Annotated in this window: 12 protein-coding genes; 2 read left to right on the top strand and 10 right to left on the bottom strand. The window is 72.1% G+C overall.

What is annotated here, in order from left to right; genetic code table 11:
• Nucleotides 1-6: 6 nt before the first annotated feature.
• The 7 genes from FHX31_RS04625 to FHX31_RS04595 form a co-directional block, all read right to left on the bottom strand.
• Entirely contained in the window at nt 7-840 is an 834-nt protein-coding gene (locus FHX31_RS04625; RefSeq protein WP_013287980.1) for a carbohydrate ABC transporter permease, read from the bottom strand.
• Nucleotides 837-1,823 (bottom strand): carbohydrate ABC transporter permease, encoded by a 987-nt coding sequence (locus FHX31_RS04620; protein WP_013287981.1) that lies wholly within the window; start codon nt 1,821-1,823, stop codon nt 837-839. The genes FHX31_RS04625 and FHX31_RS04620 overlap by 4 nt, the downstream gene beginning before the upstream one ends.
• The gene (locus FHX31_RS04615; RefSeq protein WP_013287982.1) at nt 1,820-3,112 is read right to left on the bottom strand and encodes a sugar ABC transporter substrate-binding protein; all 1,293 of its coding nucleotides are present in this window, start codon (nt 3,110-3,112) and stop codon (nt 1,820-1,822) included. Before FHX31_RS04615 ends, FHX31_RS04620 begins: the two co-directional genes overlap by 4 nt.
• A 223-nt stretch (nt 3,113-3,335) precedes the next feature.
• On the bottom strand, nt 3,336-3,620 hold the full coding sequence (locus FHX31_RS04610; RefSeq protein WP_013287983.1) for a GlsB/YeaQ/YmgE family stress response membrane protein: 285 nt from the start codon (nt 3,618-3,620) through the stop codon (nt 3,336-3,338).
• Between the two features lie 254 nt (nt 3,621-3,874).
• Entirely contained in the window at nt 3,875-4,162 is a 288-nt protein-coding gene (locus tag FHX31_RS04605) for a GlsB/YeaQ/YmgE family stress response membrane protein (protein WP_013287984.1), read from the bottom strand.
• Between the two features lie 222 nt (nt 4,163-4,384).
• Nucleotides 4,385-6,262, bottom strand: coding sequence for a translation elongation factor 4 (gene lepA / locus FHX31_RS04600; protein ID WP_013287985.1), 1,878 nt, complete (start codon nt 6,260-6,262; stop codon nt 4,385-4,387).
• Nucleotides 6,263-6,388: 126 nt separating this feature from the next.
• Nucleotides 6,389-6,925 (bottom strand): DUF4240 domain-containing protein, encoded by a 537-nt coding sequence (locus tag FHX31_RS04595; protein ID WP_013287986.1) that lies wholly within the window; start codon nt 6,923-6,925, stop codon nt 6,389-6,391.
• A 96-nt stretch (nt 6,926-7,021) separates the two neighbouring features.
• On the opposite strand from FHX31_RS04595, the gene FHX31_RS04590 reads away from it, so the two are divergent.
• A complete protein-coding gene (locus tag FHX31_RS04590) occupies nt 7,022-8,026 on the top strand; it encodes an aminoglycoside phosphotransferase family protein (protein ID WP_091330981.1) in 1,005 nt (334 codons plus the stop codon).
• A 205-nt stretch (nt 8,027-8,231) separates the two neighbouring features.
• Nucleotides 8,232-8,498 (top strand): 30S ribosomal protein S20, encoded by a 267-nt coding sequence (rpsT, locus tag FHX31_RS04585; protein ID WP_013287988.1) that lies wholly within the window; start codon nt 8,232-8,234, stop codon nt 8,496-8,498.
• Nucleotides 8,499-8,961: 463 nt separating this feature from the next.
• On the opposite strand, the gene FHX31_RS04580 is transcribed toward rpsT, so the two are convergent.
• From FHX31_RS04580 to FHX31_RS04570, 3 genes are all read right to left on the bottom strand, one after another.
• The gene (locus FHX31_RS04580) at nt 8,962-9,459 is read right to left on the bottom strand and encodes a hypothetical protein (protein ID WP_013287989.1); all 498 of its coding nucleotides are present in this window, start codon (nt 9,457-9,459) and stop codon (nt 8,962-8,964) included.
• Nucleotides 9,456-10,436 carry a DNA polymerase III subunit delta gene (holA, locus tag FHX31_RS04575; protein WP_013287990.1) on the bottom strand — a complete coding sequence of 327 codons (981 nt, stop codon included), beginning with the start codon at nt 10,434-10,436 and terminating at the stop codon, nt 9,456-9,458. The genes FHX31_RS04580 and holA overlap by 4 nt, the downstream gene beginning before the upstream one ends.
• Nucleotides 10,437-10,559: 123 nt before the next feature.
• Complete coding sequence (locus FHX31_RS04570; RefSeq protein ID WP_184977747.1) at nt 10,560-12,911, bottom strand: ComEC/Rec2 family competence protein; 2,352 nt, start codon at nt 12,909-12,911, stop codon at nt 10,560-10,562.
• Nucleotides 12,912-13,086 lie beyond the last annotated feature (175 nt).

The raw sequence follows: 13,086 nt of genomic DNA, 5'->3' as shown, positions 1-13,086 counted from the left end.
GCCGGGTCAGCCCTTCACGGCTCCCGCGACGAGGCCGGAGACCATCCGGCGCTGCACCAGCAGGAAGAAGACGATCACCGGCAGGGTGAACAGCGTGGACGCCGCCATCACCGAGCCCCAGGCGGTGTCGTCCCGGCCGAAGAAGAACGTCATGGCCACCGGCAGCGTGTACTTCTGCTGGTCGTTGATGAAGGTCAGCGCGAAGATCAGCTCGTTCCACGCGGTGATGAACGAGAAGATGCTGGTGGCGACCAGGCCGGGCGCGACGAGCGGGAACAGCACCTTGCGGAACGTCTGGGCCCGGCTGGCGCCGTCGATGGCGGCGGCCTCCTCCAGTTCCTTCGGCACCGCGGCGACGAAGCCGCGCAGCATCCAGACCGCGAACGGCAGCGAGAAGCCGAGGTACGTGAGGATCAGGCTGGGCAGCGTGTTGTAGAGGCCGAGCCGCTGGATCATCAGGAACAGCGGGATGACCAGCGCCTCCAGCGGGATCATCTGCACCACCAGCAGCATGATCAGGAACGTGGTGCGCAGCTTGAACCGGAACCGGGCCACAGCGGTCGCGGCGAGCAGCGCGACCAGCCCGCTCAGCAGCACCGTCGCCAGCGCGACGAGGGCGCTGTTGAGGAAGAAGTCGGCGAACGTGACGCCCGGGATCAGATTGCCGGTGAGGATCTCCCGGTAGTGCTCCAGCGTCGGCTCCGCCGGCACCGGCCGGGGCGTGGACGAGAAGATCTCCCGGTTGGGCTTCAGCGAGGTCGCCACCATCCAGTAGACCGGGAACGCGGCGAAGAGCGCGACCAGCAGGCCCGCGCCGTTGAGGGCGATCTTCTTCATCATTCGTCCTCCTGCCGCAGCACCATGCGGACGTACAGGGCGGTCACCACGAGCAGGATCACGGTGAGGATGACCGCGATGGCCGAGCCGAGGCCGTACTTGGGCGGTGGTGAGAACGCCTCCGCGTACGAGTAGATCGACAGCATGAACGTGGACCGGTCCTGGGTGCCGCCGGCCAGCACGAACTGCTGGGTGAAGACCTTGAAGTCCCAGATCGTGGAGAGCACCACGAGGATGCCGAAGACCGGCCGCAGGACCGGGAACGTCACCGACCAGAAGACCTTCCACGGCCCGGCGCCGTCGACCCGGGCCGCCTCCTGCAACTCCGTCGGCACGCTCTTGAGCCCGGCCAGGACGCTCACCGCGATGAACGGGAACGAGTGCCAGACCACCACGAGCGTCAGGATGGCGAAGAACAGCAGCGGGTCGTTGAACCAGCCGTACCCGGTCCAGTCGCTGCGCCCGAACAGCGCCGTCGAGAGCCCGTCCGGGAGCTTGTTGAACAGCCAGGTGACCAGGCCGCTCGTGTCGTCGAAGATCCACTTCCAGACGATGGTGCCGGTCAGCGCCGGGGTGGCCCAGGCGAGCATCACGCAGCTCGCCACGAACGTGGCCATCTTCTTGCCCAGGCGGTTGAGCAGCAGCCCGACCAGCGTGCCGAGGATCATCGTGAGCGCCACGTTGGCGAGCGCGAACAGCACCGTGTTGCGCAGCACCGTACGGAAGAACGGGTCGCCGAGGATCTGCGCGTAGTTGGCCAGGCCGACCCACGGCCACTCGCGGTCGCCGCGCAGCTGCCGGACGCTGTCCAGCTTGTGGAAGGACATCCACACGACCTGGCCGAGCGGCCAGAGCAGCAACACGGCGATGATCGCCAGGCAGGGCAGGAGGAGCAGGTACGGAAGGTGGTCCACCCGGCGACGGCGCCGCCGCGCGGGGGTCTCCCGCGCGGCGGCCTCGCCGGTGGCCTCGGTCAGCGTGGTCACTTGGCGTTGAGGATGCTTTCCATCTCGGTGGCCGCGTCGGCGGTGGCCTTCTCGACCGTCTTCTGGCCCTTGATGACCGAGCTGTTCATCGCCTGGGTCACCGTCTTGGTCCGGCTGACCTCGACCCACTTCGGGGTGAGCGGGGTCAGCTTGGTGTTCTGGATGGCGGTGGCGAACGCGGCCATCACCTTGTCACTGGCGTAGTCGCCGCTGCTCACCAGATCCTGGTAGACCGGGAAGAAGCCGAGGCTGCTGGCGAACTCCTTGTCCTTCTGCTTGCTCAGCAGCACGGTCATGTAGTCCCAGGCCAGCGCCTGCCGCTCGCTGTCCTTCCAGATGGCGATGTCGGAGCCGCCGGCGAACGCCGGGGCGGGCTTGCCGTCCGGGCCGGGGATCGGGAACGTGCCCCACACCTTCTCGATGTCGGGGTTGTCCTTCTTCATCGCGCCGCCCTGCCAGCTACCGGCGAACGCCATGGCGGCCTTGCCGGTGGCGAACTGGGTACGGGCGTCGACCTCGTTCCACCCGGCGGCGGCCGGCGGGGCGACCTTGTGCACTGTCACCAGGTCGGTCCAGAACTTGACCGCCTTCTGCGCCTCGGGGGTGTTGTAGCCGGACTTCCAGCTGTCGCCCTCCTTGGTCGCGATCTCCCCGCCGGCACCCCAGAGGAAGGAGTAGAACGGCAGCTCGGAGTTGCCGGGCAGGGCGATGCCGTAGGTGCCCGGCTTCTTGGCCTGCACGGCCTTCGCGGCGGCGACCATCTCGTCCCAGTTCGTCGGCGTCTTCACGCCCGCCTCGGCGAACCAGTCGGTGCGGTAGTAGACGGCGCGGACGCCGGCGTACCACGGCACGCCGTACTGCTTGCCGTCGAGCTGGGCGTTCTTGACCAGGTCGGGCAGGATGTCCTTGCCCTCGGACCAGCCGTTGAACTTGTCCGAGACGTCGGCCAGGGCCTCCTGCGCGGCCCAGCCCTGGGTCTCGGTGTTGCCCAGCTCGGTGACGTCCGGGCCCTCCCCGCCGGCGAGCGCGGCCTGGAACTTCTTCGGCGCCTCGAGCCAGGGGATGTACTGCACCACGACGTCGGTCTCGGGGTGCTTCTTCTTGAACTCCGCCTCGACGCTGTCGAGGAACTTGGTCTGGGCGTCGCCGCCCTCACCCATCATCCACACAGTGAGCTTGCTGTTGTCGGCGGCCTTGTCGTCGTCGCCGGAGCCACCGCATGCGGTCAGCACCAACGCGGCCGACGCCACGATGGCGGTGACCGGAGCCAGCCGCTTCCACCTGTTCACGCCATATCTCCCTCAGGGCCGTTTGGCACTAACCTTCTCCGCCGCACCTTAGTAGGAAAATTTCCTTTACAACAGGGGGTGTTCGTGACGGAGGGCACAGGCGACCGTATCGCAGCCGGAGGCCCGGCCGACATCGATGCCGTCCGGGCAGTTCAGGGCTCACATACGCCGACGGGCGCCCGGCCGGTGAGGCCGGGCGCCCGTCGAGGCGCGTGGTGCGGGGTCAGTAGCGCGAGACGCCGCGGCGACGGCCGACGCCGGCCACCAGGGCCACGCCGATCGCGGCGAAGAGCACCTGCAGCATCAGCTCGCGCCAGTCGATACCGGCGGTCTCGGCGAAGCCGGAGGCCCGGGCCACGATCGTGCCCAGAAGCGCGGCGCCGACACCGATCAGCATGTGCAGCCAGATCGGCATGTTCTGACGGCCCGGCACGACCAGCCGGCCCAGCGCGCCGACGATCAGACCAACGACCAGCGCGGTGATGATGCCCCAAACGGTGAGCTCCATGGTCGCCCTCCTCCTTAAGATCCGGTCACACGTTTTTGTGTGTTCACTGTCGTGATCGCTAAGTTCCCGACCGCCCGGAAATCCAAACCGACTCCGATGACGAATTGTGCAGACGTACCCTGACCTGCTGCTTCTCCCCGAAACCCGGCGCGGCGGGCAGCCCCGGCACACCGACGGGGTTCAATGCCCCGAATACGCCGACGGGCGCCCGGCCGGTGAGGCCGGGCGCCCGTCGAGAGCGCGTGGTGCGTCGATCAGTAACGCGAGACGCTGCGGCGGCGGCCGACGCCGGCCACCAGGGCCACAGCGATGGCGGCGAGCACGACCTGCACGGCCAGCTCGGCCCAGTCGATGCCGGCGGTCTGCGTGGCGATGCCGAGCGCGCGGGCCAGGACGGTGCCCAGCAGCGCCGCGCCGACACCGATCACCATGTGCAGCCACATCGGCATGTTCTGCCGGCCCGGCACGACCAGCCGGCCCAGCGCGCCGACGATCAGACCCACGACGAGCGCGGTGATGATGCCCCAGACGGTGAACTCCACGGTCGGTCCTCCTAAAGCGATTTCGCACGTTCTGTGCGTTTGCTGTCGTGCCCGCTAAGTGCCCGACGCATCGAAAACCGAAACCGGCGGCATCGGCCGCCGCTCCCCCGGCCGGGACGAACCCGCAGGTGGGAGCGCTGCCAGCAGCTGAAAATTTCCTGGGTACGCGAACGGCCGGCGCCCTGAAGAGGAGGACGCCGGCCGGTTCGTGGGCTCTGGCGGCTACTTCTTGCCGGCGGGCTTGCCGTCGCCGGAGTCGGACGAGAGCGCCGCGATGAACGCCTCCTGAGGGACCTCCACCCGGCCCACCATCTTCATCCGCTTCTTGCCCTCCTTCTGCTTCTCCAGCAGCTTGCGCTTCCGGCTGATGTCACCGCCGTAGCACTTGGCGAGCACGTCCTTGCGGATCGCGCGGATGGTCTCCCGGGCGATCACCCGGCTGCCGATGGCCGCCTGGATCGGCACCTCGAACTGCTGGCGCGGGATCAGCGTGCGCAGCTTCGCCGCGATCGTCGTGCCGTACGTGTACGCCTTGTCCTTGTGCACGATCGCGCTGAACGCGTCGACCGGCTCGCCGTGCAGCAGGATGTCGACCTTCACCAGGTCGGACGCCTGCTCGCCGGAGGGCTCGTAGTCGAGCGAGGCGTAGCCCTTGGTGCGGCTCTTGAGCTGGTCGAAGAAGTCGAAGATGATCTCGGCCAGCGGCAGCGTGTAGCGCAGCTCCACCCGGTCGGCGGAGAGGTAGTCCATGCCGAGCAGGCTGCCCCGGCGACCCTGGCACAGCTCCATCACGGCGCCGACGTAGTCGTTCGGGGTCAGCACCGTGGCCCGCACCGTCGGCTCGTACACCTCGGCGATCTTGCCGGTCGGGTACTCGCTCGGGTTGGTGACCACGATCTCCTCGCCGTCCTCCTGGATGGCACGGTAGACCACGTTCGGCGCGGTGGAGATCAGGTCGAGGTTGAACTCCCGCTCCAGCCGCTCCCGGATGATCTCCAGGTGCAGCAGGCCGAGGAAGCCGCAGCGGAAGCCGAAGCCCAGCGCGCCGGAGGTCTCCGGCTCGTAGACCAGCGCGGCGTCGTTGAGCTTGAGCTTGTCCAGCGCCTCACGCAGGTTCGGGTAGTCCGAGCCGTCGATCGGGTAGAGCCCCGAGTAGACCATCGGCTTCGGGTCCTTGTAACCGCCGAGGGCCTCCTTGGCCGGGTTGTTGTTGATGGTGACCGTGTCACCGACCCGGGACTGGCGCACGTCCTTCACGCCGGTGATCAGGTAGCCCACCTCGCCGACACCGAGCGCGTCGGCCTTGACCATCTCGGGCGAGATGACGCCGATCTCCAGCAGCTCGTGGACGGCGCCGGTGGACATCATCTTGATCCGGTCCCGGGCGGAGATCCGGCCGTCGATCACCCGGACGTACGTGACCACGCCCCGGTAGACGTCGTACACCGAGTCGAAGATCATCGCGCGGGCCGGCGACTCGGCCTCGCCCACCGGCGGCACGAACTGCCTGACGATCTCGTCCAGGAGGTAGGGCACGCCCTCGCCGGTCTTGCCGGAGACCCTGATGCAGTCCGCCGGGTCGCCGCCGATCAGGTGGGCCAGCTCCTCGGCGTACTTCTCCGGCTGGGCGGCCGGCAGGTCGATCTTGTTGAGCACCGGGATGATGTGCAGGTCGTTCTCGAGCGCCAGATAGAGGTTTGCGAGCGTCTGCGCCTCGATGCCCTGCGCGGCGTCGACCAGCAGGATCGCGCCCTCGCAGGCGGCGAGCGAACGGGACACCTCGTAGGTGAAGTCCACGTGGCCCGGGGTGTCGATCATGTTGAGCACGGCGGTCTCACCGGCCCGGTCGCCCTCGCGGATCGTCCACGGCATCCGCACGGCCTGGCTCTTGATGGTGATGCCGCGCTCGCGCTCGATGTCCATCCGGTCCAGGTACTGGGCGCGCATCTGCCGCGGGTCGACCACACCGGTGAGCTGCAACATCCGGTCGGCCAGGGTCGACTTCCCGTGGTCGATGTGGGCGATGATGCAGAAGTTCCGGATGCGCGCCGGGTCGGTGGCACCAGGAGCGTTCGCGCCGGGATCGAGCGTCGGTGGCACAGCGGTCCGTTCTGGTCGGCTGACGTGAGCGGGCCGGCGCGTCGCCGGCCCCCTCCATGGTCCCACGTCGCCCGGGGCGCGCCCGGGCTCCCCCTTCACTCCACCGCTATTCCAGGGGTGGCCCGACTATTCCGCGGGTGGCTCGACAAACAGCGCGGCCAGCCTCGGCAGGCGGCGGCGGGCCTCCTCCTCGTCGTCGAAGTCCCAGAAGTCGTTCAGATCGGGCACCGGGACCGGGTCACGCTCGGCCGGCAGGTCGGACGCGGTGGCCTTCCGGTACGCGTCCCACGGCACCGCCAGCATCTGCTCGCACTCGAACTCCTCGCCGCTGAGCGCGGCGGCCCGGACCTGCGGCAGCTCGGCCAGCGCGTCCGGGTCGCCGACCGCCCGCGCGAACACCGCCCGCCCCTGGGTCATCAGCCAGCCCCGGAAGTACTCGAAGCCGTCGTCCGAGGCGCCCCCGTTGATCAGGTAGGCCGCGCCCCAGAGGTCGACCTTGTAGGAGGCGGCGAGCACCCGCCGCTGGTGGTGGGCGTATCCGACGATCTCCTCCGGGTCGCACTCGGCCAGCAGCGCGACCGCCCGGGCGGCGACCGCGTCGGGCTCTCCCCCGGCGCCGGCGCGGGCCTCGTCGATCAACTGCCAGAACTCGTCGGTCCTCATGGTGGGCAGTCTGGCAGAGCCCGACGTGCCGGTGCGACGTGCGGCGGTGCGGCGGTGCGGCGGTGCGGCGGTGCGGCGGTGCGGCAGCATGGTGCGGTGCGCGCGATCTCCCTACCGCCCGTTCCGTACGGGTCGACAGCCGTACGGCCCGGCTGGGCCGACCTGCCGGCCGGGCTGCGGGACGCGCTGGCCGCCCGGATCGGCGGCCCGCCGGCGGCGGTCCGGGTGGCAGGCGGCGGGTTCACCAGCGGCTTCGCCGCCGTGCTGACCGGCCCTGCCGGGGAGAGCGTGTTCGTCAAGGCAGCGGCACTCGACGGGCAGCGGCACCTGGTCGACTGGTACGCCCACGAGGCGGCGATCCTGGCCCGGCTCCCGGCCGGTCTGCCGGTGCCCCGGCCGCGCTGGGCGCTCACCGAGTCCGGCTGGTACGCACTCGCGCTCGACGCGATCGACGGTCACACCCCCCGGCTGCCCTGGGCGCCGGCCGAGCTGGACGCCGCCCTCGCCACGTACGCCCAGGTGGCCGCCGCGCTCGCCGAACCGCCCGCGGAGTTGGCCGCGCTCCGGCTCCCCCGCCTCGCGGACCTGGCCCGCGACGACATCCTCTGGTGGGGCGAGGTGGCCGCCCGGCGCGAGCCGCTGCCCGAGCAGGCCGCCGGCGCCCCGCTGGCCGAGCTGGTCGCGCTGGAGTCGCGCCTGCCCGGGTACGCCGACGCCGCCCCCGGACTGGCCCACGGCGACCTGCGGGTGGACAACCTCCTGATCGACTCCGACGGGCGGGCCTGGCTGTGCGACTGGCCCTGGCTCTGCCACGGGCCGGCCTGGTTCGACCTGGCCGGGCTGCTGCTCACCGCGTACGCCGGCGGCCTGGACGCGGACGCCGCGTTCGCCTGCCACCCGGCGGCGGCAGGTGCGCCCGCTGATGCGCTGGACGTGACGCTCGCCGCGCTGGCCGGCTACTTCCTCACCGGCGCCGCCGCCGGACCGTCCACCGCCTCCCCGCATCTGCGCGCCCATCAGCGCTGGAGCGGGGAGCAGGCGCTCGGCTGGCTGGCCGAGCGCCGGGGCTGGTCCTGGGCACGCCCCACCCCTGCCCCTTGATCCACACCAGTTCGGCGAGGTGGCGGCATCCCACGGGCCCTGACCCCACCACCTCCCCGACGTGGCGCGCCGCTCGACCAGGCTGGGCGGAGGCGTTTTGGCTCGTCCGGGGCCGACCTGGTAGCCTGGCTTTTCGCGCGGCGATGACGCATGCTCGTCGTGCGCGTAAGCAGACCAACCCGAGCTATCAAGACGAGGCTGTCGCGTGGCGAACATCAAGTCCCAGATCAAGCGCAACCGGCAGAACGAGAAGCGCCGGCTGCGTAACAAGTCGGTCAAGTCGTCGCTGAAGACCGCCATCCGGAAGTTCCACGAGGCTGCCGAGGCGGGCGACACCGAGAAGGCCACCGTGCTCATGCGTGAGGCCACCCGCAAGCTGGACAAGGCTGCCAGCAAGGGTGTCATCCACTCGAACCAGGCGGCCAACCGGAAGTCGGCGATCGCCAAGCGCGTCGCCTCGTTCTCTGCCTGACCAGCGCTACAGATTTCACCGGAAGCCCCGGGGCCACGAGCCCACGGGGCTTCCGCCTGTCCGCTCCCCCCAGCGCGCGGTGCTGCGGCACCGCGCGCTGCGTGGCGCGCGGCGCGCGGCGCGCGGCGCGCGGCGCGCGGCGCGCGGCGCGCGGCGCGCGGAGATCTTGGACGATTTCGGCCCCTCTGGGGGCCATTTCGTACCAAGATCTCGGGGTGATCCGGCCCCGGTGGTGTCTTCGGCGGTCGGTCGCTCCGGCGGGACAGGACGGGGCGTCCGGAGGGCGCGGTGCGCGGTGTCGGGCGACGAGGTGCGAAAGCTGCACCCTGCGGGGCAAGGCACGACGCGAGGCATCCGGGAGAGCGCGGGGCGCGGTGTCGGGAGGCGCGGTGTCGGGAGGCGCAGCGCCGGGCGTCCTCCGGAGGGCGCAACGAGGGCGCCGAGAGGGCGCCGCGCGGGGCCGCTACTGCTCGTTCGGGTGGTCGAATGTCGCGCGTTGCGGGTGGTGGTAGCGGACGCCCCGGGAGTCTGTGGTCGCGCCGCCCGGCCACGCGCGGGCGCTCGGCGGCACCGCGCCGCGCGGCAGCGACCCGACGCTCGCTGCGCCGCCCGGGAGTGCGCGGGCGCTCGTGGGCACCCGGGCTCGCCCGATCACCGGCTCCATCTGGCGGCGGAAGCGGTCTCGTTCCTGCTCGGGCACCTGCGCGGCGGTGCGGACGACCATCTCGGCCACCACGTCGTTGAGCTTGACCATCGCCGCCACCGCGATCGGCAGCACCAGCACCGCCCACCAGCTCACCAGTTCGGCGAGCGCGAGCAGCACGGCCAGCGCCACCGCGCCCTCGAAGAAGAGGAAGCAGAGCACCCCACCCGGGTTGACGAAGCGCAGTCCCAGCACCCGGGCGTAGAGCGGACGGTACCGCTCCTCGTCCGTGGCCACAGTCGACCACGCTCGGGTCACCGGGCGCCGCCCTGCCGGGCCGCGGCCACCGAGAACACGGCCCGCTCCAGCGCGTACGCCCGGTCGTCGGCGCCACCTTTGACCGCCGCGTTGCACTCGGCTGCCACCCGCATCGCCTCGACCAGGCCCTCCGGCGTCCAGCCCCGGGCGCGCACCTGGGCCTTCTCGATCTTCCAGGCCGGCATGCCGAGCGTCTTGGCCAGCTGGAACGCGCTGCCCCGGCCGGCGGCGGCGACCCGGGCGACGGTCCGTACGCCGTCGGCCAGCGCATCGGCGATCGGCACCGGGTCCACGCCGACGTGCAGCGCCCACCGCAGCGCCTCCAGCGCGCCCGGCACGTCACCGACCATCGTCGCGTCGGCGACGGTGAAGCCTGTCACCTCGGCCCGTCCCCGGTAGTAGCGGGCGACAGTGTCAGCGCCGATCCGCCCGTCGGTGTCGGCGACCAGCTGCGAGCAGGCGGCGGCCAGCTCACGCATGTCGTTCCCGACGGCCGCGACCAGGGCGTCGGCCGCGTCGGGCGTGCACTTGCCGCCGATGCGGCGGATCTCGTCCCGCACGAAGGCGGCCCGCTCGCGGTCACCCTTGAGCTTCACCGCCGGCACCACAGTGGCGCCCGCCGCCCGCAGACCGTCGGCGAACGCCTTGCCCTTGGCCCCGCCCAGGTGCAGCACCACGAGCTGGACGTCCGGGTCGGGATTCTTCGCGTACGCCAGCAGCGCGGTGGACAGGTCCTTGCGGGCGTCCTGGCCGGAGCGGAGCACGAGCACCCGGCGACCGCCGAACAGCGACGGGCTGAGCATCTCGGCGATCTCGCCGACGGTGAGCGTCCCGGCCTGGTATTCCCGCACGTCCACGTCGGGGTCGACCTCGCGGGCCCGGGCGACGGCTTCGGTGACCGCTCGCGTGGCGAGCAGCTCCTCGTCGCCGAGGACGAGCACAATAGGAGGCAGGTCGGCGGGGGTCACGTCGCCCATACTCGCACGCCCTCCGACCCGGCCGGGCCTGCTCATCGGGGACTGTGACGGCGCAGCCCGCACACAGCGCAAATCCAGACATTTGACTTGATTCCCCATCTACCGCAACAAGATCCCCCCGGTTCAGCGTGGCGCTCCCGACTCGGCGCCGCGCCTCACCACCGCGAGACCGCCACCCGCCTGGACCGCCGCGACGTCCCCGTCGGTGTCGGTACGCAGCACCCGCGCACCGCCCCGGGTCAGCCGGTCCAGCAGCCCGGCGTTGGGGTGCCCGTAGTCGTTGTCGACGCCCACGCACACGAGAGCCACCGCCGGGCGTACCGCGGCCAGGAACTCCGGCGCCTGGTACGCCGACCCGTGGTGGGCGACCTTCAGCACGTCGGCGCGGATCGCGGCGGCCGGTGTGGTCTCCAGCATCGCCCGCTGCTCCTCCGTCTCGGCGTCACCGGTGAGCAGGATCCGTACCCCGCCCACAGTGGCGGCCAGCACCAGCGAGTTGTTGTTCGGATCCGACCGGCTGCCCCGCAGCGGGTACGGCGGCCCGACCGCGACCAGGTCCACCGCGCCCGCCCGCCACCGCCAGCCCGCCTGCACCGGGGCCAGCGGCGCACCGGCCCGCTGGGCCGCCTCGCGTACCTGGGCGGACCCGTAGGGTGGCTCGGACCAGGACGGACCCACCACCGCGCCCACCCGCCGGCCCCGGAACACCCCGGCCACGCCGCCGACGTGGTCGACGTGGAAGTGGCTGACCACCAGCAACGGCACCTCGCGTACGCGAAGTCGGCGCAGGCAGGCGTCCACGCCGGACGGCTCCGGGCCGGCGTCCACCACCACGGCCCGGCCGGCGGCGACCGGCAGCACCACCGCATCCCCCTGCCCCACCGCGCACGCCACCACCACCCAGCCGCGCGGCGGCCAGCCCGAGGCGAGCAGCCGGATCGGTACCGCGCCGAGCACCACCGCCACCACGACGACAGCGATCAGCCGCCGCGCCCGGCGTCGCCGGAAGGCGAGCAGCAGCGCCACGCTCACCGCCGCCAGCAGCAGGGCCCCTGCCACCCCACCCGCCCACGGTAGGTTCCCGGCCGGCAGGTCCGCGCCGTACGCGGCCACCGCCACCAGCCAGCGCGCCGGCCAGCTCGCCAGCCAGGCGAGGAACTCCGCGCCGCGTGGCCACAGCGGCGACAGCACCGCCGCCAGCACGCCGAGCACGGTGGCCGGCGCGACGGCCGGCACCGCGAGCAGGTTCGCCGGTACCGCCACCAGGCTCACCGTCGCGGACAGTCCGGCGATCACCGGGCCGCAGGCCAGTTGCGCGGCGGCCGGCACCGCGAGCGCCTCGGCGAGCCCGGCCGGTACGCCCCGGCGCCGCAACGCGTCCCGCCATCCCGGCGCGAGCAGCAGCAGTCCCCCGGTGGCGCAGACCGACAACGCGAAACCCGGGTCGCCCGCGAGGTCCGGGTCGTACAGGACCAGCCCGGTGACAGCGGTGGCGAGCGCAGGCAGCGCCGACCGGGACCGCCCGGCGGCGAGCGCGGCGAGCCCGATCGCGCCCATCGCGGCGGCACGCACCACGCTCGGCGAGGGCCGCACCAGGATGACGAACCCGACGAGCGCGAGGACGCAGAGCACGGCGGCGGTACGCGGACCGGCGCGCGCCCAGCGGGCCAGCAGCAGCACCGCCCCGACGACGATCGCCACGTTGGAGCCGGACACCGCGTTGAGATGCGTCATCCCGGTGGCCCGGAAGTCCTCCTCCACTTCCGGCAGCAGCCGGCTGGTGTCGCCCACCACCAGACCCGGCAGCAGCCCGCCCGGCGCGTCGGGCAGCGGCTCGCAGGCCCGTTGCAGCCCGGCCCGCAGCACCCCTGCCGCTCGTTGCGGCCACGACGCGTCGCCGCGCAGCGTGGGCGGGTCGGCGGTGGAGAGCACGGCGGCAGTCAGGTCACCGCCGCGCGGGGCGGCCAGCCTCCCCCGGCTGGTGACCCGCTGCCCGGGGAGCAGTGGACGCCAGGCCGGGTCGGTGGCGAGCACCAGCGCGCGTACGGGGCCGGTGACCCGGACGCCGTCGGGTCCGGTGAGCCGGATCAGATCCACTCGGACCAGCAGCATCGGCGGGCGGCCGGGCGCGCCGCGTACCGGGCGGGGATCGTCGCGCAGCACCAGCTCGGCGGTGACCGGGGCACTGTCGGTGACGAGCGCGCGGATCGGGGCGGCGTCGCGGACCGCGACCCGCGCGCCGGTGGCCGCCGCGCCGCAGAGCACACCGAGCAGTACGGCGACCGCGATCCAGCCGTAGCGGCGGGCAGTCGCGCTCGGCCGGCCCAGCACGCCGCCCAGGTGCAGGCCCGTGAGCAGAGCCAGCGCGGCGGCGACAGCGGCCACCCCCACGGTCGACCGGACACTCAGGTCCAGCCCGGCCAACGCGGCGAGCCACGCAGCCACCGCCAGTCCGGCCAGCCGCAGGTCGGGCACGTCGCGGTCCGGCGCCGTACCGTCGGTGGTGCCGGAGGCTGCGGAAACGACCCGGCCACGCTCACCACCCTCCGCAGCGCCGGGCAACACCCGCTCCGCCCCGATCGCCGCAGCACCCACTCGATCCGGGACGCGCTCACCGGCGAGGCCGGGGCGATCCGGCGCCCGGCGCGGT

The organism is Micromonospora sp. CNZ286 (assembly GCF_014207755.1).
This window is presented reverse-complemented; position numbering and strand designations above follow the sequence as displayed.

Excerpts from the sequence above, each read along its gene's own strand:
- holA (WP_013287990.1), bottom strand. The coding sequence starts at position 10,436 with ATGGGCGACGTGACCCCCGCCGACCTGCCTCCTATTGTGCTCGTCCTC.
- FHX31_RS04625 (WP_013287980.1), bottom strand. The coding sequence starts at position 840 with ATGATGAAGAAGATCGCCCTCAACGGCGCGGGCCTGCTGGTCGCGCTC.
- FHX31_RS04595 (WP_013287986.1), bottom strand. The coding sequence starts at position 6,925 with ATGAGGACCGACGAGTTCTGGCAGTTGATCGACGAGGCCCGCGCCGGC.
- FHX31_RS04610 (WP_013287983.1), bottom strand. The coding sequence starts at position 3,620 with ATGGAGCTCACCGTTTGGGGCATCATCACCGCGCTGGTCGTTGGTCTG.